Genomic DNA, 22,781 nt, shown 5'->3' with positions numbered 1-22,781 from the left:
CATCATAAACCCAAAAGCTGCAATACCTGTTATTGCAGCTTTTTTTATGAATTCATGCTGGAAATTTCTATTGTACAAACCTCATAGATTTCCAAAACCTATGAGGTTTCTTACTGCAAAATAAGCGTGTGAGAAATCAAGTAAGCGGATCAGCATTTCATCTGAAAAACTTTTTCCGCTTCCAAACCTTCAAGGTTTTAAAAACACTACTGTTCGGAAGATATAATTGCTGCCGTATCTGGGTGTTTTTCCGGGATCCCCACCACAGATGGGCATGATTTCTTTGATGATCTCCATTTTTAATTCTTTAATAAATTCCTACTTAGCCATATTGTGGTTTTCTATCTCGTTAAGCTTCTTGTAAATAATCATCAATATAGCTGCTATATACATCATCACCTTAATCCCATTTTCACTGTAGCTTATAAATTGGTTAAAATAGAGATGTTGTTTTATAAACTTAAAACATACTTCAATATCCCATCGCTCTTATAGATCTTAGTAATCTTGGGCGCTGGCATATCTGTAATATTTGGTAAAGAAAACCAATAGCTTATCTATTGTTTTTTATTCAGCCTCAATCAGCCTAATATTCTCTTCCAAAATATTCTTGGCATAATAGTGTAAATGAATCTTCTGATCAAATCAGAATCTTAAAGTGAATAGCTTGAAAGTAAGTGAGCACATAGATTTAAACCTACTGAAAATTGCATAATTATCATGAACAATACCGGTGTAGAAAAAGCTTAATAATAATTTTCTATCTCATGTAAAAAATGTTTATTTTTCAGAATACCATTTTAACATCATCCCATGACCAGAAAACTGAAACGAATGCTGATCAGATCCTTTGCCATACTGGCCTTGATCCATCTCGGCTATTTTATATACGGATACTTTACATTCGACGGAATCAGGCAGGCTGATCCCTATACAGAATTTTACCGGTTCAAATTCTATGATGATGTTTCCATCTCGCACTTTTTTATTACCGGTCTGTTCCTGTTTGTGTTTCTTGTCGTGCTCCTCAGAAATCATTCGGGAAACAGGTATACGGGACCGGCGTTACTGCGGATCGGAGCTGCCCTGCTTATGATCTCCCTGTTTTCATTAACGTTCTTTATCAGCTACAGCCTGGGAGGAAATGCCAAAATCAGGACGGAACTTCCGGAGAAGGCTTTTAATGAAGACAAAACACTGCTCAACGTCCTGCAACCTTTCCTGTATTCTTATACATCCTACAGCTCAGAAAAACTGTTTAACCCTGAAAATGTTTTATTTCCAGAGCCATATCCGGTGATCGCACAAAGGGATACGGTGTATTATGATCCTGGTAACAGGGATTATTACTCGACACAAACGACCTACTACAGCATTGATACCTTAAAGATGCTTCGCGGAGATTTCAAAAGTCTAAGCAGGAAGTCACGATCATTGCTGACCCTGGCCGGCATTGATGAAAACGAACTGAAAAAGAGGGTTATTTCCAGGAAAGAAACAGGGGACAGCACCCAAGTGCTTTACAAAGGAATTGAAGTGCATCCTGATTATGATGGGGATATCTGCATCTTTCTTGAAAACAAAAGCCTTTTCATGCCGGTCCATCATATTCCGGGACCGCATCAGCAATACCGGAATGCAGTAACCCGCTACAACCTGCTGTACAAATATCCTCAGGATTCCCTGCTTCATTCGTTCCGAAAACTTAATGGTCTGCTCAGCAAATACCATATAGAGCACCAGATCGTTCCCGAAGAACTTACCCGGGACGTTTTCTATTACCGTGACCATAGGCAGGAACCGCTGAATGCGATCCGGAATAATTTTGAGAGGAATGCCTTGAAAGAGAAATTGGCAACGCTTGAACGGCTGTTTTACCATCCGAATTATCTTCATCCGTCTATCAGGCCCATTTTTATAGGGGTAATATCTGGGGTGTGGGTAGCTCTGTTCGGGTTATTTCTGATCTGTATCTTCATCAGGAGAAAACAAATTCCGGAAAGTGCAGGGAATTAGAGTTCCCTGATTTATAATAACCGTAGTTTAGATATTCTTATAAAAAATAACTGCTCAGCTGATCATCTTTAATGACAGGCTGAGCAGTGATGTAAATCGTGTGCCGATTAGGCAGGATTGTTTCTGGCTTTTTCCAGTTCCCAAACCCGGTGCTGCGCTACCGCTTTGATAAATGATGCATCGGAATCGTTCTGGTCTGAAATGATGACCGCAGGATCTTCGTGCTTCTTCTGTTTGACATTGCTTGCATTGTAAATATCATCGGTTCCTTTACCGAAATAGATCGCTTTACAGTGCTTATAAGCTTCATTGATGAATAAAAGCGTACCCGGCTTATTATCCTCATTCATAAGGTTCTCCGCTGATTGTTTACCACTTCCGATATACAACGCATCAAAACACACGCTGGCTGTGCTGGTCAGGGAATGTTTCGGCTCAAACGAAGTGCCGTCATCTGCTTTTACAGCGGCCAGGCTTCCTGCAATAATCTGTACAACAGCACCTTCCTGTTCAAGTTTTGATTTCAGTGCATTGACATCCTGTGCATGCACGCCATCCTCGATCATAAAACCGATGATCCTGCTTTTGATGGTATCTTTAACCGTATTCTTCATGCTTAAAGCATCAGAACTTTTCGTGGAAGGTTCTTTTTCAGGGCTTTGAAGCGATTTCGGGTCAGCATCTGCAGGGATGCTTCCGTTAGGCTGTTCCAGTACGGTTACATTCACGCCTACTTTTTTGGCTACTGCTGCTGCGAGTTCTTTATTGATGAAATTCAGCTGTCCAACCACTCTTTCACGGATCGCAGGAATGGTTACCTTAGACAATTCAAAGATCAATGCATTCTGGAGGTGGGTCTTTTCAGGCCCGGACTGGCTGTTGTAAAATAATTTGGCCTGAGAATAATGATCAACAAAGCTCTGGCTTCTTGTCCTGATCTTCTTGCCGTCTACGCGTTCTTCCTGGGATGCGAATCCCCCGTCTTTCATCATGGCCTGGAACGGGCATCCTCCGCCCATCGAATTGGGTTCGTAGCTCACCTTACCTTTCATGATCTGCTGGCGCATATGCCCGTCACGCTGGTTGTTATGAACGGTGTTGATCGATTTGTTGATTGGGATTTCATGGAAATTCGGTGATCCTAATCTTGAAAGCTGTGTATCGGTATAAGAAAACAGCCTGCCCTGAAGCAAAGGATCGTTGGTGAAATCTATCCCGGGAACCAGATGCCCCGGGTGGAAAGCGATCTGCTCAGTCTCTGCGAAAAAATTATCAGGATTCCTGTTCAGCGTCAGGGTTCCTACCAGTTCTACCGGTACTTCTTCTTCCGGAACCAGTTTTGTAGGATCCAGCAGGTCGAAATCGAATTTATGTTCATCTTCTTCAGGGATGATCTGTACGCCAAAATCCCATTCCGGGAAAGCGCCGTTTTCAATAGCTTCCCACAGATCCCTTCTGTGGAAATCCGAATCTTTTCCTGAAATTTTAGTGGCCTCATCCCAGGCTACTGAATGCACGCCCAATTTTGGCTTAAAGTGAAATTTCACAAAATGCATTTTCCCTTCTCCATTAATGAATTTAAAGGTATGGACGCCGAAACCTTCCATCATCCTGTAGCTTCTCGGAATGGCCCGGTCACTCATGGCCCACATAATCATGTGCATGCTTTCCGGCATCAAAGAAATGAAATCCCAGAACGTATCATGGGCAGAGGCGGCCTGGGGAATAGCATTATCAGGCTCAGGTTTTACGGCATGTACTAAATCCGGGAATTTAATGGCATCCTGGATGAAAAATACCGGGATGTTGTTTCCTACCAGGTCATAATTGCCTTCTTCCGTATAAAATTTAACGGCAAAACCCCTTACATCCCTCGCCAGGTCAGTGCTTCCCGCACTTCCTGCAACCGTAGAGAAACGCACAAATACAGGGGTCTCTTTTCCTTCCTCAGCCAGGAATTTTGCTTTGGTATATTTTGAAAGGCTTTTGTTGATTTTAAAAACACCGTGTGCTCCGGACCCTCTTGCGTGTACGATTCTTTCAGGAATTCGTTCATGGTCAAAATGAGTGATTTTTTCTCTCAGGATAAAATCTTCCAGTAAGCTTGGTCCTCTTTCACCGGCTTTCAGTGAATCCTGGTCGTTATTGATCTTCAGGCCCTGGTTGGTGGTTAAAGCCTGATCCGTATTATCGGTTGTTGAATGATCCAGTTGTTCCGATTTCGGGTTGGTAGATTCTTTCATAAATAGTGATGTGATTTTTAATTAATGCATTGACAATTGCTCAATAATTAAGCCAAAATATTTTATTATTTTAAACATATCATTTCGTATTAGTATAATTTTAATTATAGTGTGTGATAATTATTAAATTAATAAAATAATATTGAATCTCATATTTTTCTGATCATGGTGTTGATATGAATGCATATGAAATCAATTTGATAATAAAAAAATTACAGCAGTATCTGTCTTTGTCATTTCGTTGTTATTTCTTTCAATGCTATAATGAGTTGATATTCCTTTGGGTATTTCACATACCACTGTTCGGGGGCGTCAACGTACTTTTTCCTATATTTGCTGAATTTATGATTACCCGAGAAACATTGTCCGATAACAACTTCAGCCTGGATCTGATCATTCAGGCATTGGCTTCCTCTCCGGCACCAACCTCTATTTATTCAGGGGAAGATATGGTTATCCGTTTTGCGAACGAAGGCATGCTGGCGCTTTGGGGCAAAGATGCTTCCGTTATCGGTAAGCCATTGATGGAAGCCATCCCTGAACTGGAGGGGCAGCCTTTTCTGGAACTCCTGCGGGGAGTATGGCATTCCGGTACCACCTATTCGGTATCCGATGCCCCGGCAAAACTGATCAAAAACGGAAAAGAGACGCTTGGTTATTTTGATTACGAATATAAAGCCCTTACCGATCACCAGAAAAAAACATGGTGCATACTCAATACCGCGCTGGACGTAACCTCACGGAAGGAATTCCTGCAAAGGATACAGGAGAAGGAGGAGAGGGAGCAGGCTCTTAATGAGGAAATGGCTGCCACTCTTGAAGAGCTGACTTCAACCAACGAAGAACTCAATGACTCTGTTAAGCTGCTTGCCCACAGCAGGGAACACGTCCGGGCCATTATTGAGCAGGCTCCTGTTGGAATTGCCATGCTGCAGGGGCCGGAACATATGATTGAAATTGCCAACCCAGCCATCCTTAAGATCTGGGGGCGAACAGAGCAGGAAGTTATTGGCTTCCCGCATGAAGATGCCCGTCCGGAGTTACAGGACCAGCCGGTAAATCAGTGGCTTAAAGAAGTCTATCAAAGTGGGAAACCGAGGATCAATAATGAATTCATGGTGAAACTGCGGCATGAAGATGGGTTAAGAGAGGCTATTGTCAATTCCATATATCAGCCTATATTTTCTGAAGACGGCGAGATCAGCGGAGTCCTGATTATCCTTGAAGAAATTACCCAGCAGGTGCTGGACAGGAGAAAGAACGAAAATGACCAGCAGATGCTGGCTATGGCCATAGATGCCGGCGAACTCGCTACATTCTATTACCAGCCTTCAACCAACCTTTTCTCCGGAAACAATCTGCTTAAATCCTGGTTCGGCTTATCTTCCGACGAAGATGTAGACCTGTCCCTGGCATTAGCAGTCATAGTGCCGGAAGACCGGGATCGGGTTATTGAAGCGATTACCAATGTTCTCAGTAAAGATTCTGACGGCTGTTACTTTGTAGAATACCGGATTCAGAATAATACCGATAAAAAGATCAGGCTGTTACAGGCAAATGGAAGGGTTTTCTATGATCAGAAGGGCGATCCGGTAAGCCTTAACGGTACCCTCAGGGATATTACCGAACAGAAAAAAGAGGAGGAGCGGAAAGATGATTTTATGGGTATGGTAAGCCATGAACTGAAAACACCGCTCACATCACTCAAGGCTTATCTGCAGGTTTTGCAGAGAATGGCTGTAAAGGCAGAGAACCTTTTGGAGCAGAATACGCTTGAAAAGTCTTTAAAGCAGGTGGATAGTATGAACAGCATGATCAATGGTTTCCTTAATGTTTCAAGACTGGATTCAGGACAGATGCATATTCTGAAAACAGCCTTTGATTTCCAGGCATTATTCTCTGAGATTGAAGATGAAGTGCTTTCAACCATCCATACGCATCATTTTGATTTCAGGACTTCCGGTCCGCAATCCGTACTGGCAGACCGCGAAAAGATTTCCCAGGTACTCAATAACCTGATTGGAAATGCGGTGAAGTATTCGCCTGTGGGAACATCCATCGTAGTCGATTACCACAGCTTAGATGATCATCATTTGGAAATCAGTGTTCATGATCAGGGTAAAGGGATTTCACCAGACGATCAGCAGCGGATATTTGAGCGCTACTACCGGGTAAAGGACATCAAAAACGCATCAGTGGCAGGATTTGGCATCGGGCTTTATCTCTGCAAAGAAATCATCAGGCTTCATGGCGGAACAATTGGGGTCCGGAGTTCCCAAAGCGAAGGCACTACCTTCTCATTTGTCATACCAATAGAAGGACAGATCGTTATGAACTGAAGAAAGACATCGATTCTAAATTGATTGGCGTCAAAAAATACTAACAGTTCTAGTCAATTCTGATGAGAACTGTTAGTAAGATCCATGATTCTCATCCACTATTTTAGCAGTTGAATAGATATCTGTTCGATAAAAAAGCACCAACGATAGCTGCCCGGCATCTTTCTTACCCGAACGACTTTCTGAACTCCAGGGGGGAGACATGGGTTTTGTTCTTGAAAAGTTTGCTGAAAGACTGTGAATGCTCGAAGCCCAGTTCATAAGCAATTTCCGACACGGATAAATGGGTTGTAGATAATTTTTCTTTGGCTTTTTCGATGATGGTGTTCTGAATATATTGCTGGGTGTTGAGTCCGGTCAGTGAACTCAGCATATCACTCAGGTAACGTTGTGACAGTTTCAGTTCCGTGCTGATATATTTTACGGATGGCAATCCGTTTTTAAGGCTGCTTTCTTCTTCGAAATACCGGTTCAAAAATGTGTCAAGAGCTGTGATGATGTCGTGATTTATCGCTTTTCGGGTCATGAACTGCCTGTTGTAAAAACGATTGCTGTAGTTCAGTAACAATTCGATCTGGGACACCATGACGTCCTGGCTGAAGGAGTCAATATTGTTGCTTAGCTCAACCGCTATGGCAGCCAATAAGCTTGCTATGATTTCTTTTTCCTTCGCCGATAAAAACAGGGCTTCCGAAACATCGTAAGAGAAGAAGCCATATTGATTTATGGTTTTTCCCAGAGGATAATTCCGTATAAGGTCCGGATGGAAATATAAAGCAATCCCTTCATAGCTTCCTGCATCTTCAGGTGAGAAAACGATCTGTTTAGGCTTCAGAAATGCCAATCCTCCTTCTTCAAAATCATAATAGTCCTGTCCGTATTTTATGTGCCCCCTGAATGAAGTCTTGAAGGAAATTTTGTAAAAATCAAGACTTATCTTTTGCCCTTGCGGAAACGTTTCAATCGGCACACGGTCATAATCTACCAATGCAATCAACGGGTGCAATGGTGACGGCAGGTCGAGCATACGCAACAGCTGCGATATGCTTTTGATCCGGTTGATGTCTGTTGGCTGTTGCATTTTCGCTGACTAATGTAATCAATTTTGTTTTGATGGACGAATAACAATATCACCGATCTCAACATCGTCCGGCTGGCTTACCGCATATACTACAGCGTTAGCAATCGCTACGGGATCAATGCCCATCTGTTCCATCCCTTTCCGGACCATGGTTTTCATCGCTTCATTTTTTATATTTTCCGCAAAATCAGTCTTTACGAATCCGGGTGAAATGCCTGTTATGCGCATGCTTCCGTCTGACTCCTGCCGAAATGCCTCCGCAATGGTGCGGACGGCATTTTTGGTTCCTGCATACACCCCCTGCATCGGTACAATCTTTAACCCTGATGTTGAAATAATATTGACGATATGTCCTGATTGCTGTTGTCTGAAAATAGGAATAGCCGCCGCCATCCCATACAGGACGCCTTTGAGGTTGATGTCAATCATATCTTCCCAGCCGTCAGTATCCAGTTCTTCAATGCGGCTTAACTGACTCACGCCGGCGTTGTTCACCAACACATCCAACCTTCCGTACCGTTCAACGGCAGTATTCACCAGCCGGACCAGATCGGCCTTATGCTTTACATCCGTTTCAATACAGCTGGCTTCACCGCCCGATTCTTTAATCTCTGCAACCAGTTCTTCTAATTTTCCGATGTTCCTGGCGCCTAAAACCACTGTTGCTCCTTTTTCAGCCAGTTTTATAGCAATGGCTCTGCCTATTCCGGCACTTGAGCCTGTAACAGCAACTACTTTTCCTGTAATATTTTCCATTATTGTACGTGTTTATTTGTCTATCTGTTGTTCTAAAAATTGAGGATAACGGTCACCGGCCAGGGTAATTCCGCTTACTTTGGCATCAATATCGGCAAGGTCATCCGCTGTTAATATAACATTTGTGCTTCCGATATTTTCCTCCAGGCGGTGCAGCTTTGTCGTCCCGGGAATGGGCACAATCCAGGGTTTTTGAGCTAACAGCCAGCCTAATGCCAATTGCCCGGCCGTGATGTTTTTTTGCCTCGCGATTTCAGAAATCGTTTCCACCAGAACCTGGTTGGCCTTTATATTTTCTTCGGTGAAGCGGGGAAGGATGTTCCGGCGGTCGATATCTGCTAATTTTGTACGGATCATGCCTGTAAGGAAACCTTTACCCAACGGACTGAAGGGGACGAAACCGATGCCCAGCTCCTGTAAGGTAGGGATAATCTCCTGCTCAGGTTCACGCCAGAACAGGGAGTATTCGCTTTGCAGTGCTGTTACAGGCTGAACCGAATGTGCCCTCCGTATGGTTTGGGCACCGGCTTCGGACAGTCCGAAATATTTTACTTTTCCCTCCTGTATCAGATCCTTTACTGTTCCTGCAACATCTTCTATCGGAACATTGGGATCAACCCTGTGCTGGTAGAGCAGATCGATATAATCTGTTTTCAATCTTTTCAGAGACGCCTCCATGACTGCTCTGATTGTTTCGGGCCTGCTGTCTAGTCCAGATGCGGGCCGGGCATCCTTACAGCCAAATTTTGTGGCAATGACCACGTCTTTTCTGTAAGGCTGCAATCCTTCGCCGACAATTTCTTCATTGGTATAAGGCCCGTAAGCCTCCGCAGTGTCAAAAAAGGTGATACCCCTCTCAACCGCTTGGTGAAGAAGCTTCATTGCTTCTTTTTTCTCCATTCCTTTTCCGTCCAGAAAGTTTAAGCCCATACAGCCGAAGCCCAGTGCAGAAACTTCCAATCCGCTACTCCCTAATGTTCTTTTTTGCATAATTTTTTATATTAATAAACCGACTTCAGTTTCAGGTACAAAATTCCTGATTACGGTTCTATAAAAAGTAGTTGGATTGGTCATTGTTGTAGCCGGATTTTCGGATGTTCCCTGAATACGGTACATCAGATCAGGAAATTCATATCGGGCACAATACCTTAGCATTTTCCAGCATAAGGGTTTGCCAGGATGATGGAAATGATATACAGTGGATATAAACGTTCTCTTTTGAAAGGTTGTGACGGAACGGCAGGATTTAAATTCTATATTTTCCACAGATTCCATTCCGATTGGACAGCATTCGGATTAATTTCCTTCAGGAGGGTATAAAACTGCAGGAAGTTTTTATTGGCAAGAGAAAAATTAGGGGCGAATTTAACAGTAACGGGCTTTCCATCGTCCATTAAACTGATCTGCCAGATCGTACTGTTATTAATCCGGACCGATGTCCGCTTAAGTGCTGTAATTTCATACAGGCTGAACTTCGCGGACTTTCCCATTGGATTGACCATGTAAATCGAATCGGGGTCGAAGTAAAGATCATCACCGGAAACTATTTTTTTCTCAAATCCAAATAAAAATGGCTTATATGAAATTTTACGTAAACCGCTGACAGGATGATCTGTGTAGGGAAGCATCACTGTTGCAGAAGGTAAAAGATCCGAAGAATATTTTTTATAGACCTCATACACAATAAAAATCCCGAACAATAATCCTGTGAGAACAAGGCTTATAATAAAAGTACCGCTTTCTGATGGCAGGAATGAAATGATCAGAACAATACATATCGTATAGATGATAAGGCCTGTCAAAATTCTCTTGATCATGATAATAGGTATTAAGGTTTTGAAAGATATAATTTTATACCAGGAAAGGATTTAAGCATTATCCATGATGTTTTATCTCCATTTAATGCTAAAGAACTATATAATGCCTCTAATTTAGTACAGGAATAATGAGATGTTCTTTGTCTCTGGTTCTGATTAAAACCCTGGCTTAGTCATATCATAAGCCAGGGTTTTATAACAGCTATCTCAATGTTTGATCTACTATTCTACATTCCTTTTATATTGTTCTTTGCCATTGAAGAACAGGACGGACTTAACCTGGTCAAATCGGTACTGTCCGTTTTCATAGATGCCCTTATTATCCTTGGTTAAAATAATGGAATGATGATCAGCCTGGTCCGGTAAAAAGAGTTCCGCCTTATTTTGGTCATCGCTCATCAGGATAAATGCACTGGTTACAGCTCCTTCTTTCGGAGGGATTACAGGATTCAGCCGAAATCCTTCATTAAAAACCTGGATGCAGTTCTGCTTCAGTTCGCTCCAGGTCTGTCCGGCCGAAGCTTTGCATCCATGGTCGTCCTGGTCAGCACCTACCGCTCTCTGTTCATTTTTGACGGTAGCCGTGTTTGTTTCAGAAGGTTTGTTACAGGCTGACAGTACAATCAGACCTGCTGCTGTTAAAATCAGTTTTTTCATAGGAATCAAATTTATATATACATGAATTACAATACAGATGCCATTGCGGAGAAAAGGCTATTATCCGATTCCTGGCTGAAAAGCAGTATTTATACTGATCCTTTTTACAATGGTATTCCTCACTTTTGCACACAGGAAAATATAAAGAAGGATTGATGTAAAGTAGAAGCCTAAAATCCTGAATATGCTGTCATTGTACCATGGGATGAAATGATTTTTAAAAGAAAATCATATGTAAGCGGAGTAGGATGCATTTATTGAACAGATTTTTTACAGCTCCATACTTTTACTTTCAGTATAATTAAAATGAATGATATTGCTGATAGAGGATCAGTCACTGCCTGCATGATCCATGTGAAAAGCTATAGATTGTTCAAGGTGAAGCATACATTATCCGGCATTGTATTCCTAAACCAAGAATAATCTATAACTACAATAAAACAGATGAAAAATCTATTTTTTGCCCTTGCGTTAGCAATGGGAATCGGCGCAAAATCTCAGTGCCCCAATTTTATCAAATCACAAAGCAACCCTTATTACTTACTGTACAGCAGCAGTTCTGCTATTCCGGACAGCGGGAATCCCAAAACCATCAACAATCTTTCGTTTGTAAATGCCGGCCACTGGAATCAGGCCAATACATTTTATGCCTCCTGGACGAATACTTCAGGCCAGCCTCTGGATATCAATAATTTTACCATACAGTTTGGCAACCAGGCCTGTACATATAACTCAGCGACATTATCTGCCCTGGAAGTGATCAAAGACCTTAAATTGATTCCGGAAAATAAATCATACAAGGTGTTTTCGGTGGATGGAAAACTTTTGAAATCTGGAATAACGTCAAAAAATCTGTACCGCGAACTGCCTACGGATCAGGTAATCTTGCTCAATGTAGAATCATATGCCGTATTAAGAATGAAGGTTAACTAAAAGAGGCAAGCATAACTTCATTGGCATCAATAGCAACATCGAAAGAGGGCTGGTTCCGGGTCTGCTTATCACAGTATTTTTACAATTGTCTTAACCTGTCAATCAGTTTCTCTCTTTCTCTGCTTCCTGTTGTTGAAAACCTGATCAGTGGGATTCCGTATTTCTCCATAATCTCATTCTTCATAGCATCCCTTCTCCCTTGCCGGCTTTCTCGCGTATGGTATTCATAACCGTCTACTTCAATGGCCAGTACAGGATTTTTGCCAAGCCTGTTGAAGATCAGGAAATCAAGGTGGGTAGCATAATGACTGGCGTAAGCTTGTTCTTCAGTACTGAGTTTCGAAAAATCTGATATCAGGTTTCTTAAAGGAAAATGCAGGACCACATCGTATTTGGAAAATTCATCCTGTGATATGATTTCATGAATCAGCCGATACATGAGATTCTCACTGTCAAAAACCGATTTTTTCTTTTGCCCGGCTAACAGCTCCCTTCGTTTCTCTTCATAACCTTTATACAAATAATCAAAAATAGAGTGGAGCTCACTATTGATGATGGTAAAATTATGATAATCAATATAACGGATGAGGTCAGAGATATTATTGTCTTTGTCGCTTTCATTTCCGTTAACAACCAGAATCAGCTGATCTTTTGCTCTGGAAACGGCTACATTCAGGCGGTTAGGATGGTCGGTAAAATCTGATATTTCGTTGTCGACGGTGGAAAGGATGATCACATCGTTTTCCCTTCCCTGAAATTTATCTACTGTATCAGCTTTAATACGGGTCCCCTGAAATGTACTTTGCAACGCTAAAGTCTGATTACGATAGGGAGTGACGATTCCAAGATCTACTTCTTCAAGGCATTGCTGAGGAATAATTTCCTGTAGAATGACATCGATCTGCCGCTGATTCATTCTGTCCCTCGCATGGTTTCCTGCCACGGTTTTATAGACGACCAGGGGATTGCGATCCGTTTTGGCTTCGGAAAGAATAACCAATTGGTTATGGTAAAATTTCCGGTTACAGAAATCAATGATCTGAGGATGGCAGCGGTAATGTTCTTTTAGAAGAGTTTTAGGAATATCGGGAAACAATTCCGTCACCGATAAAAGTAAGCTATGGTTGGAATACCGGTATGCTTCGGGAAGCTGAAAGGTATGAAAAATATGATCAGTCTTATTTGCTGTTTGTGCATCCACTACATTGGGGAGCTGTTTTAGGTCTCCTACAATCACGGCTCTCTTGGCGCAGGATAAAGCCAATACACCCGTAGCCAGATCTACCTGTGAAGCTTCATCAATGATCACGTAGTCGTAAACCACTTTTTCGTCAAGGCTTCTTCTGAGGGAATATGTGGTACTCATGATTACCGGATAGTCTCTAATAAATTCTTCTGATCTCAGATGGAGATCCTGTACCGTATATTCAGGACGCTCTTTCCCCTGATACCTTTGATAAAGCAGATTTCTGAAGAGCTGCATGGAAACTTCCGTATAGGTGTTCATTTTTTCTTCGAAACAGAAATCCTGTAATTCCGATTCTAACTGTTGTTGCCTTAAAGTAAGCTCCGAAATCTTTGTGGTATAATACTTTGACTGAACCAATCTGATCAATTCCTGATAAGAGAGTTCATAAAACTTTTTGTCTCTGACACCGTATAGAAAAGGAAAAATCAGTTTGCGCCACCAGTTGAGTTTTTTACCGGATTGTTCATAGTTTTCAAGGGTGATCCAAAGGGAAAGCAATTGATCAGAACTAACGTTACTTTTAAAACGGACATGCGCCAATAAGCTTACAGACGCAGTAAAGTGGCGGTATTCAGTCTCTATATTTTCTGTTTCCAGTTTCAGTAGAGCGAGTTCATTTTTAAATCGGAGTTTTTCCGAAATCTGCGCAAAAAGCTGCATAGCGGATTCCCGAAGGGAAGTGGCCCGTTCTATCTGTAAGCTCCACTCAGATATATCCGGGATTTCAGCCTGAGATTCTATAAAGTCTTTCTTATTTTGGGAACTTCCTAATAGGGCTGCTATAAAAGATATCCCATTCTTTTCCAGTTTTTCAAAAACGTTCCTTGTTGCGGCATTATTGCTTGACACCACTGCCACACTTTGATTATTCATCACCGCATTGGCGATAATATTGAGGATAGTTTGTGTTTTTCCTGTTCCGGGAGGTCCTTCAATAACACTTAAAGGACTTGAGAAGGCTTTATTGACACCATCTTTTTGACTGAGATTAAAACCAAACGGGAAAATCTCAACAGGAGAGGAGTAAATGTCTGTCACCGGTTCTTTCCCATTAAGATAATACGACAGCACTGTGGTCTCAGGAATAAATGATAGCCTGCCGTAGCTATGAGCCAGAATATTACTCCCTTCCTCAGTCTTTAGCCCAACAGTTTCTGCAATTTGCTTCAGGTAACTGAATACTGATCGGGCTTCTACACTCTGTACTGCTGACTTTACGATTTTTACCTTATCCTGATGATATGAATAGGATTTATCACTGTTTTTATAGGTCACCACACATCTGCTTCCATCGAAAGTATATAATTCTACTTCATCGGTTCTGTCTTTGCCATCAATGTAAATAGCTTTTGATTGTAGAGGTGAAGTAATTCTTTTGTTCATGGCTTATCAGTTTAATACAAATATAAAAAACAGTCAGGAAAAAGTAAAAAGTTCTTAGCAGAACTAATACAGCAATATTGTTTAAACATGATACTAGCAAGTATAGAAACTTATGAAACCAGCCGGAAAAAGATTAAAAACAGACGTTATCAAAATTAATAACAACTGTTTTGTAATACTTTGTAGCTCAGACCGTTTTAATAAAATCATAGAGATAATAATTAATTATATTAAACGGTCTTGCATATAAACAAAAATCCCGACTCAAAACCGGGAATTTTATGTTAAAGATACTGATGTATTGGGTTGTAGATAATGCTTCTCAATATGATGAACGGAAAAATTCTGACTATGAGTCCATCAGTCGTCGTTCTTCTTTTTCGAGGATAGGACGGTTACGGCAACCGCTGTTACTGCGGCTGCGACAGCCATTTTCAAAAGGAAATTCTTTTTATTGTACTTCCATTCGGCTCCCCAGCCGCGTTCAGCAAAGATGTTGGGCAAATGACCGTTTTTTAAGTCGTCAATAATGCCTTCAACTGCGCCCACACGGTCTGCCAATACCAACGGCAGCCATCTGCTGTAGCTGGATTCACTGTAACGGAAAGCAAATTTCCTGATGGCTCCGTTAATGCCTTCAGGCGGTGATGCAGTTCCAAAAACAGCGGTTAGATTCGGCCGCTCTACGGACTGCAGGATTTCAACCTCTTCAGGCTGCTGTTGCGGCCGCTCCCATGAGTAACCCTCATGTTCTTCGTTGGTACGTTTCTTCATGGGATAAACGGGATCATTTTCAGGATCTGCATCTATTCCCCAACCTTTAATCTGGCTATGATCTGCCTGTTCACTTCTTTTAAAATCTGATGGCTTTGTTTCGTCTGTAAGCATGTCGTAATTTTTTAGTTAAAACTTATTAAGCAGTTGGCGGAATAAGCACGGTCTTTATGCAACCGTCCAGCTTGCGTGAAAATATATGGTAAGCGTCGGCTACTTCTTCCAGCGGAACCCGGTGAGTAATGATCTGTTTCGGGTCAAGAATACCGTTTTTCACATGCTCAATGAGTTTAGGCAGGTGACGTTTTACCGCTGCCTGATTGGCACGGATGGTAATTCCTTTATTCACTACATTTCCTATTGGGACCAGAGCATCTGTAGGCCCGTAAACCCCTACCACAGAAACAATGCCGCCTTTCTTCACAGAGTTGATGGCCCAATGAAGCGCCGTAGTAGAGCCGCCCTGTAACAGTAACTTGGTTCCCAGGATGGTATTGGTCAGATTTCCTTTGGCCTCGCAGCCTACAGCATCGATACAGACATCTGCACCCAGAGAATCGGTTTGTGTCTTTATAAACACCACCGGATCGCCGATACTGTTATAATTATAAGCCTCACATTGAGCATATTTAGCTACAAAATCCAGTCTGTATTCCAGGGAGTCGATCACGATCACTCGTCCCGCGCCAAAAAGCCATGCACATTTGGCTGCCATAATACCGATAGGGCCCGCGCCGAAAACCACTACGGTATCGCCTTTTTGAATACCTGCCATTTCTGCCGCCTGATAGCCCGTAGGGACTACATCGGTAAGCAGCACTGCATCATCGGGATCCATCCAGTCAGGAATCACGGTCGGGCCTACGTCTGCGTAAGGTACCCGGGCGTATTCTGCCTGTCCGCCCTGATAGCCGCCGGCCGTATGGGAATAACCGAAAATACCTCCTACTGCGGTTGCCATCGGATTTGATTCATGGCAATTGCCGTAAAGTTCCTGCTTGCAAAAGGCACATTTTCCGCAGGCAATATTGAAAGGTACCATCACCTTATCGCCGACTTTCAGTTTTTGTACAGAAGAGCCGATTTCAACCACTTCTCCTATAAATTCATGCCCAAATGTAGAGCCGACACGTGTATCGGGAACAAGGCCATGGTAAAGATGCAGGTCCGAGCCGCAGATGCAGGATCTTAAAACCCGCACAATGGCGTCTTCCGGATGTTCTATCTGCGGCTCCGGCATATTGCGGTCTGCACGCACGCGAAAAGATCCGCGGAAATTCATTGCTAACATAGAGTAATATTTTTGTTGGTGTTGCAGATAAAGAGCAAAATGGAGACCGTCATAACGGGCCTGACCACGATTGTAAGCCCTTTTTTGGGACGAATACCGCCGTTCAGCAAGGAATGTCAAAGGATAGAGAATTGGTTGGTATTTGGTAATTTTTTTATATATTTCTGAATATCAATAGCTTACTTTGTTTTTATATCGACTTTTTGTATTAAATTTTTCGTAATATATGGTTTTTGCATAAAAATTTAATATTTTTGTAATCAACCAAAAAAACTATTAATATGAGAACATCTTTTCACATGCTCTTTTTATGCGGATCACCTGCCGTCACACAGGCGGATATGAACCAAATAAATCCCACAGACCTGCATCCTCTTTTTTACAGCCTGAAATAACTCAGGTTCCCCCATGTAGCACTTCCATGTTTGTAGGCCTGCCACCACCGGATTGTTGGCAAAAACCAAGCTGACCACCTTCATGTAGTGATATGTCTGACAGGAAATAAATAACGGATTTGACAGCAGTAACCCGGAACGGAATATTCTTACCGGATCTTTCCGGACAGGAAAGCTTTTCTACAGTCACTCCAGATCTGTTATAGTAACATTGAACAACAGGGCTGTACCAGCTCTGAATGATCTCATTGTGCCTGTTGCAGGAATCAATTCTTTGAGATCCTATAAGCCAACTATATAAGATTACCTGTAAGGGCAATTTTATCTATAACTCAGGCAAAAAGCCCATCCACTTTAATAGCAATATATCCAATATAAAGTCTGAACCTGATATGATTGGTAATTTTTTTATTAAACATCTGAAAAAATTTCTACCGGAAGAATATTTCTGGCAGATTCCTCTCGGTGGTGAACCGGTCTATATCTATGATGTGATCATCAATGATACATTAGTAGGGAAGAGTAAAAGTGAAATCATCAGTTTATTTGAAAAAGACAGTATATCATTTCCCATTGACAAGAGAGGGAAATATGTTGTCAACAGATATAAAAACAGGGAATATGTACTCATCATGCATTTTAAAAACAATGCATTAAGGAAAATTAAATACAAGTATAAGAAGTTGCCGGTATGATATGAAACTGATCTGTTGTCATCCGTGTGCAGGCTGTCGCTTAAGGATTTAGCTCCTAAAATCTCTGCAGCCTGATGATCTCCTGTTCCATAAGATTTGTATAGTCTTCATAGCCTGATCTTAGAAGAGAATACATTATGATAAAAGAAATGGCATAAACGAATGCTCACAAGCAGTTGCCTCATCTGTCTTTCAAACGATGCTGGGCGCTCCATTTTTTAGGTTTCATTCCAAAATGCTGCTCAAACAGCCTTCCGAAATAGCTCAAATTGGTAAAGCCTAACTGATATCCGGTTTCAGAAACTGAAAGATATTCATCCCTTATCAGTCTTACTGCCTCCTGCATTCTTAGGTATTGGCTATATTCATAGATGCCTTTTCCAAAAACCTGCGTAAAAAGCTTTCTCAGTTTAAGGATATTCATACCGCTTATTTTTACCAGCTCATCCTGTGTCAAAGGCTGTTCAAGAGAAGATGCAACCGCATCCCTGACCCGGTAAAGTGCTGCTATTTCATCCCCACGGAGACTTTGATGTTTGATATGCTGCCGTTTCGATAGGTTTTTAAAAAGCAGGTACAGCAGTTCCAGTGATTTCAATTTATAATATGCTTCAGAAAGTATAGGTAATACGGGCGTTGCGGCAATTTCATTAACAAGATCAGCCATTTCAGGTGACATAAATTCTTCGATCAGTAATGTTTTTTCATCATGGAAAAGATAGTTGAAGGCCTCCTGATCTTTACCGATAAAACCTTTGAGAAAATCAAGCCCGATCAATATTGTGATCTGGGTGATTGTAGATCCTTTAGGAAATATCACTTCACTTTCCAGATGAAAAGGCGTTATCCGGACGTGAGGCCGGGCTTGAAGTAATTTTTCTTTATCCTGATTCTGATCATCAGCAGAGGAATGACTGAACATATTCTGAAAAGAAAAAAGCAGGCCTTTTTTAACGGTATCAATAGATTTTCTTTTGTATGTAACTGTTTCTTCTGCAATTACAGAACGGATCATCAGCATCATTTCCGGAAGCATATCGACGATATGAATTTCATTAAGACGCAAAAGATCCAGCGTACTACTCAATTCAGAGGCGGGCAGTCCCAATTTTTCTGCCAGGTCAAGCATCTGTTTCTTATGATCAGTCAAATTCATTTTATGGACTATTTTTATTCCAGGCAAGACTATTTTATGCTTAAATGTAAAGCTAATTTTGCAATAAATACTTAAAAAATTATACAATGAAAAAGGAAATTCTGATATCAGGAGGAGGAATTGCAGGATTGACAGCCGCAAAATTATTATCAGAGCAAGGCCACACTGTTACGGTGATTGACAGGGCCACATCATTTACAAAGGCTGGTTTCCTGATTTCCCTGAAGAGTTTTGGGGTCCGCATCATGGAAGAACTCGGCTTAATGGAAGAATTGCAGGCAGCATCTTCTCCATCCGAGTTGGTAAGCTTTCTAAAAAAAGATGAGCAGGTTGTTCAACGCATCAGCTATGAAAAAATGAACGAGAACATTGAACGTTCAGTGCTGATTTCCCGTGGAGGACTGCATAATGTCTTGTATGATCATCTGAAAGATCATATACAGGTAATGTTCAGTACAACAATTTCCGGGATGACTTCAACAGGCGAAAAAACCGAAGTAAGGTTCTCAGATGGGAATAAGATGGACGCTGATCTTATTATTATTTCCGAAGGTTTACGTTCTTCAACGCGGGAACGTTATTTTACCGGTTCACAAATGGAAGATTTCAATACGTTGTACATGGGGGGAAGACTGCATACGGAACACTCTTATCCTGTGGGTGCTTTTCAAATTTATATTGATGTGAACAAAATGCTCTCTATTTACCCGATTGCAAAGAATGAAATCGCCATCCAGTGCTACATCCACCATACGGGTGATTTTGCTACGATACAACAAAGATCAGGGGAACTATTGCTCAGTTCTTTCCGTGATTACAGCATGGAGGTAAAGGGTCTGCTCAATCGTTTTGCTGAAGAAGGCCTGATGTTCATTGATAAAATGGGTATGGTAAACGCACCTGACCTGGTTAATGGAAATATGGTTCTGCTGGGTGACGCAGGATATTGCCCGACAGCCCTTTCCGGGATGGGAGCCTCGCTTTCCATCTATGGAGCAAAGGCATTGTCGCATTTTATCAGCAAAACACCTGGTGATCTGAGGTCTGCCTGCAACAATTATAATATGCTGATGCAGCCTGTCATCCGTAAATTCCAAAGCAATGCCAGAAATAACGCTTCTGCTTTTATCCCTGCTGATGCGCAGCGGCTTGATCAGTTTGTTAATACTTTCAGAGCAGCGTCCGACACTGAACTGAAAAAAATTATGACCGATCCGATCGTACTCACTGAAGATCAGTTGAATTTTAAAATCAACTAAATGATGAACTTCAAAAAAATACTTTCCATACTCACCGGCTTTGGAACGATTGGCCTTTTAAGTTCGGTATTTGCTAAAATACAGGGCGCTTTATTTCCGGCTTCAATGCAGCTTTTTGATCAGTTTACCCGGACTTCTGAAGATATTATTCAGCTCATTATCAAATTGGTATGCGTTTATGTAAGCTATATCGCAGGAGGTGTCGTGGTATCTCTGTGTGGCGGGGAATATAAACAGCAGTATATTACCGGAGCCATCATAATTTTGGTCGTAATCTGGTTATGGATAACCACCATTCATCCGTCATGGTTCTGGGCATTATTGCTGGTAGGAATTCTTCCTTGTATCCTGATTGGAAGTAAAATTAAAAGGATAGTTGATCCAAGAAAAAATAATGATTGATAACTCCCGATTATAAAGATGTAGAACCTATTCAAAATTTTGCTGTTAAGCTTTTTATGATACTGGAATCAGCAGGATGTATGACCGTTTTTGTCATTTTTATTCAGATATTACTGATAATTGCTTACCTCGATCAGGTTCAAGTCAGGATCTCTGAAATAGATTGACCTTATTTTGCCTGACGCACCGGTTCTGTCCACAATCCCCTCAATAACGGTTACGTTTTTTTCCTTTAATTCCTGTAATACTTCCTCAACTTTTGTCTCTGCAATGAAACACAGGTCGGCGGATCCAGGAGTCGGGTGCTCTGCTTTGGGTTCAATTTCCTTTCCTTTCTGGTGCAAATTAATTTTTTGATTCCCAAAGACAAGTGCTTTTCTGTTGTCACCGAAAGTAACCGCATTAAAACCCAGAATACTGGTGTAAAAATTAATGGTCACATCAATATCTTCTACTGTTAAAACCAAGTGATCAATAGCTTGAATAATCATAATTTCAATATTTATACAAATATCAGTAAAGCTTTTATTATATATACTGTATGGTGATCATTTTAATCTATTTTTAAAGTTCCTTAATCAATAAAATGCAGGTGTCAGTACGATACGGGAGATTTCGGAATTGCTTAATTAATAGTCAGGATACGGAATTCCTGATCAGCCTGAATAATTAAACGGGGTATGGGTTGCAAAGCTTTGCTAACAGTTCTTTGTCAGTGTACAGTGTAGCTGAGTTCAAAATTCAGGTTTTTGCAGAAAGCCAAACATTAGAATATAAAAAAACGTAAATTTCAAGAAAATTATTAAAATCCTGAATGCCCGGCATTTCGAGTACCCAAGTTAAATAATAAACCCCATGAAAAGTATCAATACGTTCATCCTGGGACTTTTGCTTTCCCTGATCAGCAGCAGTTCAATCATTGCACAACAGGGAGAAAGCCAATTAGCGGTGGTCGACGGAAAAAAATTAAGTTACAGGACCTTCAATCTTGAGAAAAGAAAAGCCGGTGAGCCTGTTTTAGTGTTTGAAACCGGACTGGGCGGGGGTACTTTTGATCCTCTGCTTGGATTTTTTCCCGGTACGGTTTCAGGGATACAGTACGAACGGAACGGTATAGGCCAGTCTGAACAGGATTCCCGGGTCGTTTCTGATACTCAGGTTGTGGAGCGCCTGCATGCTTTGTTGCAGACATTGGCTGTTAAACCACCTTATTTACTGGTGGGGCATTCCATTGGCGGAGCCTACATAAGACTGTTTGCCGCTAAATACCCGGATGAGGTTTGCGGACTTGTTTTTTCTGATCCCACGGATTTTATGCTTAGCGCCGATGAAAATAAAGAAGCAATGATCAGATCTAAAAGTGCTACGGGCTATCGGGAAGTTTCCGCAATCAGTATAAAATCCATGTCGGAGAACCAAAACTTCAGGCCCGGAGCGCGGTATGATGCGGCAAGAGCCCTGAAAGCAGGTTATTTTATAGGATACCGTGAGCTTCCTCCGCTAAAAAGCAGCATTGCAGCTACAGTGATTATTTCATACAATAAAAATATTGAAGCGCCTGATGAGGAGCTGAACCAAAAGCTCCATCTTGGAATTAATTTTAAACCCTGGTGGAAAGAATATGATGACCTCCGGATACAGCATTATTCTGAGCTGATCAAAGATAATGACCGGAGCATGATCGTACTGCTGCCTAAATACAGCCACGGGATTTATTTCCAGAATCCGGAACTGGTGGCCAAACTGATCCTTGACAATTACAGGAGCCACATCAAGTAAAAAGGATGCCGATCATCCATCTGTAATCGCTTATAATGTGGGAGGGTAATTAGGTTGCATTACTATCTGGAATAATGGTATTTTATTTACTTTTCTGTTGTATGAGCTCACAAGGCGACTTTACTACTTCCTTGACTTTCGGATCCTGAGCAATGACTTTTTCCAGAAAGTCACGGTTATGATCACCCCAGGCATTCATGGCATCAATAATCGGCATTAAAGACCAGCCTATCTCGGTAAGTGAATATTCAACCTTGGGAGGCAACTGCGGATAGGTTTTCTTTTTGATGATTCCATGGTCCTCCAGTTCTTTGAGCTGTACGTTTAAGACACGGCGGGTTGCGCCGGGAAGCATTCTTAACATTTCACTGGGCCTTTTAATATCTAATGAGATAGCATTGAGCAATGCCGGTTTCCATTTGCCGTTAAGGACCTCTCTGGTCAGGTGCAGGCCGCAATCAATCGTAAGCGGAATTTTTCTTTCGTACATAAAAGGGCATTTGTACAAAAATACGTTATATATCCGAAAGCCGTATAGGGACAAATTTATCCCTAG

At 41.6% G+C, this 22,781-nt stretch carries 20 protein-coding genes; 8 read left to right on the top strand and 12 right to left on the bottom strand.

The annotated features are described in order from the left end of the window. Window positions 1–813: 813 nt before the first annotated feature. A complete protein-coding gene (locus CGB83_RS04315) occupies window positions 814–2,016 on the top strand; it encodes a hypothetical protein (RefSeq protein WP_100074691.1) in 1,203 nt (400 codons plus the stop codon). A gap of 107 nt (window positions 2,017–2,123) precedes the next feature. Here the strand turns inward: CGB83_RS04315 and CGB83_RS04310 are convergent, their stop codons facing one another. Next, window positions 2,124–4,259, bottom strand: a complete 2,136-nt coding sequence (locus tag CGB83_RS04310; RefSeq protein WP_100074690.1) for a catalase — start codon at window positions 4,257–4,259, stop codon at window positions 2,124–2,126. Between the two features lie 344 nt (window positions 4,260–4,603). On the opposite strand from CGB83_RS04310, the gene CGB83_RS04305 reads away from it, so the two are divergent. Beyond that, entirely contained in the window at window positions 4,604–6,598 is a 1,995-nt protein-coding gene (locus CGB83_RS04305) for a PAS domain-containing sensor histidine kinase (protein WP_172954677.1), read from the top strand. A 166-nt stretch (window positions 6,599–6,764) separates the two neighbouring features. Here CGB83_RS04305 and CGB83_RS04300 read toward each other — a convergent pair whose 3' ends face one another. The 5 genes from CGB83_RS04300 to CGB83_RS04280 all read right to left on the bottom strand — a co-directional run bounded on the left by CGB83_RS04300 (window position 6,765) and on the right by CGB83_RS04280 (window position 10,909). Then, window positions 6,765–7,679, bottom strand: a complete 915-nt coding sequence (locus CGB83_RS04300) for a helix-turn-helix domain-containing protein (protein WP_100074688.1) — start codon at window positions 7,677–7,679, stop codon at window positions 6,765–6,767. 18 nt (window positions 7,680–7,697) lie between these two features. Next, a complete protein-coding gene (locus tag CGB83_RS04295) occupies window positions 7,698–8,435 on the bottom strand; it encodes an SDR family oxidoreductase (RefSeq protein ID WP_100074687.1) in 738 nt (245 codons plus the stop codon). Between the two features lie 12 nt (window positions 8,436–8,447). After that, the gene (locus CGB83_RS04290) at window positions 8,448–9,425 is read right to left on the bottom strand and encodes an aldo/keto reductase (RefSeq protein WP_100074686.1); all 978 of its coding nucleotides are present in this window, start codon (window positions 9,423–9,425) and stop codon (window positions 8,448–8,450) included. A 263-nt stretch (window positions 9,426–9,688) separates the two neighbouring features. Beyond that, entirely contained in the window at window positions 9,689–10,252 is a 564-nt protein-coding gene (locus CGB83_RS04285) for a hypothetical protein (RefSeq protein WP_100074685.1), read from the bottom strand. 222 nt (window positions 10,253–10,474) lie between these two features. Beyond that, a complete protein-coding gene (locus CGB83_RS04280) occupies window positions 10,475–10,909 on the bottom strand; it encodes a hypothetical protein (RefSeq protein WP_100074684.1) in 435 nt (144 codons plus the stop codon). Window positions 10,910–10,930: 21 nt separating this feature from the next. Here CGB83_RS04280 and CGB83_RS20570 point away from each other — a divergent pair, with 21 nt between their 5' ends. Beyond that, window positions 10,931–11,065, top strand: a complete 135-nt coding sequence (locus tag CGB83_RS20570; RefSeq protein ID WP_257790669.1) for a hypothetical protein — start codon at window positions 10,931–10,933, stop codon at window positions 11,063–11,065. A gap of 288 nt (window positions 11,066–11,353) precedes the next feature. Beyond that, on the top strand, window positions 11,354–11,842 hold the full coding sequence (locus tag CGB83_RS04275) for a hypothetical protein (RefSeq protein ID WP_157761309.1): 489 nt from the start codon (window positions 11,354–11,356) through the stop codon (window positions 11,840–11,842). 79 nt (window positions 11,843–11,921) lie between these two features. Here the strand turns inward: CGB83_RS04275 and CGB83_RS04270 are convergent, their stop codons facing one another. From CGB83_RS04270 to CGB83_RS04260, 3 genes are all read right to left on the bottom strand, one after another. After that, window positions 11,922–14,474 carry an AAA domain-containing protein gene (locus CGB83_RS04270; RefSeq protein WP_100074682.1) on the bottom strand — a complete coding sequence of 851 codons (2,553 nt, stop codon included), beginning with the start codon at window positions 14,472–14,474 and terminating at the stop codon, window positions 11,922–11,924. A 360-nt stretch (window positions 14,475–14,834) separates the two neighbouring features. Next, window positions 14,835–15,362: a hypothetical protein gene (locus CGB83_RS04265; protein ID WP_100074681.1), complete on the bottom strand. Its 528-nt coding sequence runs from the start codon at window positions 15,360–15,362 to the stop codon at window positions 14,835–14,837. Between the two features lie 25 nt (window positions 15,363–15,387). Then, window positions 15,388–16,539: a zinc-dependent alcohol dehydrogenase gene (locus CGB83_RS04260; RefSeq protein WP_100074680.1), complete on the bottom strand. Its 1,152-nt coding sequence runs from the start codon at window positions 16,537–16,539 to the stop codon at window positions 15,388–15,390. 787 nt (window positions 16,540–17,326) lie between these two features. On the opposite strand from CGB83_RS04260, the gene CGB83_RS04255 reads away from it, so the two are divergent. After that, complete coding sequence (locus CGB83_RS04255) at window positions 17,327–17,629, top strand: hypothetical protein (RefSeq protein ID WP_100074679.1); 303 nt, start codon at window positions 17,327–17,329, stop codon at window positions 17,627–17,629. A 181-nt stretch (window positions 17,630–17,810) separates the two neighbouring features. On the opposite strand, the gene CGB83_RS04250 is transcribed toward CGB83_RS04255, so the two are convergent. Next, window positions 17,811–18,785 carry a helix-turn-helix domain-containing protein gene (locus CGB83_RS04250; RefSeq protein ID WP_100074678.1) on the bottom strand — a complete coding sequence of 325 codons (975 nt, stop codon included), beginning with the start codon at window positions 18,783–18,785 and terminating at the stop codon, window positions 17,811–17,813. A gap of 86 nt (window positions 18,786–18,871) precedes the next feature. Between CGB83_RS04250 and CGB83_RS04245 the strand changes: the two genes are divergently transcribed. Beyond that, window positions 18,872–20,044, top strand: a complete 1,173-nt coding sequence (locus tag CGB83_RS04245; protein WP_100074677.1) for an FAD-dependent monooxygenase — start codon at window positions 18,872–18,874, stop codon at window positions 20,042–20,044. Further along, a complete protein-coding gene (locus CGB83_RS04240; RefSeq protein ID WP_100074676.1) occupies window positions 20,045–20,446 on the top strand; it encodes a hypothetical protein in 402 nt (133 codons plus the stop codon). Between the two features lie 110 nt (window positions 20,447–20,556). Here CGB83_RS04240 and CGB83_RS04235 read toward each other — a convergent pair whose 3' ends face one another. Further along, window positions 20,557–20,937, bottom strand: coding sequence for a VOC family protein (locus tag CGB83_RS04235; RefSeq protein ID WP_100074675.1), 381 nt, complete (start codon window positions 20,935–20,937; stop codon window positions 20,557–20,559). Window positions 20,938–21,301: 364 nt separating this feature from the next. On the opposite strand from CGB83_RS04235, the gene CGB83_RS04230 reads away from it, so the two are divergent. Beyond that, complete coding sequence (locus tag CGB83_RS04230) at window positions 21,302–22,225, top strand: alpha/beta fold hydrolase (protein ID WP_100074674.1); 924 nt, start codon at window positions 21,302–21,304, stop codon at window positions 22,223–22,225. An 82-nt stretch (window positions 22,226–22,307) separates the two neighbouring features. On the opposite strand, the gene CGB83_RS04225 is transcribed toward CGB83_RS04230, so the two are convergent. Further along, window positions 22,308–22,715 (bottom strand): winged helix-turn-helix transcriptional regulator, encoded by a 408-nt coding sequence (locus tag CGB83_RS04225; RefSeq protein WP_100074673.1) that lies wholly within the window; start codon window positions 22,713–22,715, stop codon window positions 22,308–22,310. Window positions 22,716–22,781: the final 66 nt, after the last annotated feature.

Origin of the sequence: Chryseobacterium camelliae, assembly GCF_002770595.1 — a bacterium.
Classification (GTDB): domain Bacteria; phylum Bacteroidota; class Bacteroidia; order Flavobacteriales; family Weeksellaceae; genus Chryseobacterium; species Chryseobacterium camelliae.
This window is presented reverse-complemented; position numbering and strand designations above follow the sequence as displayed.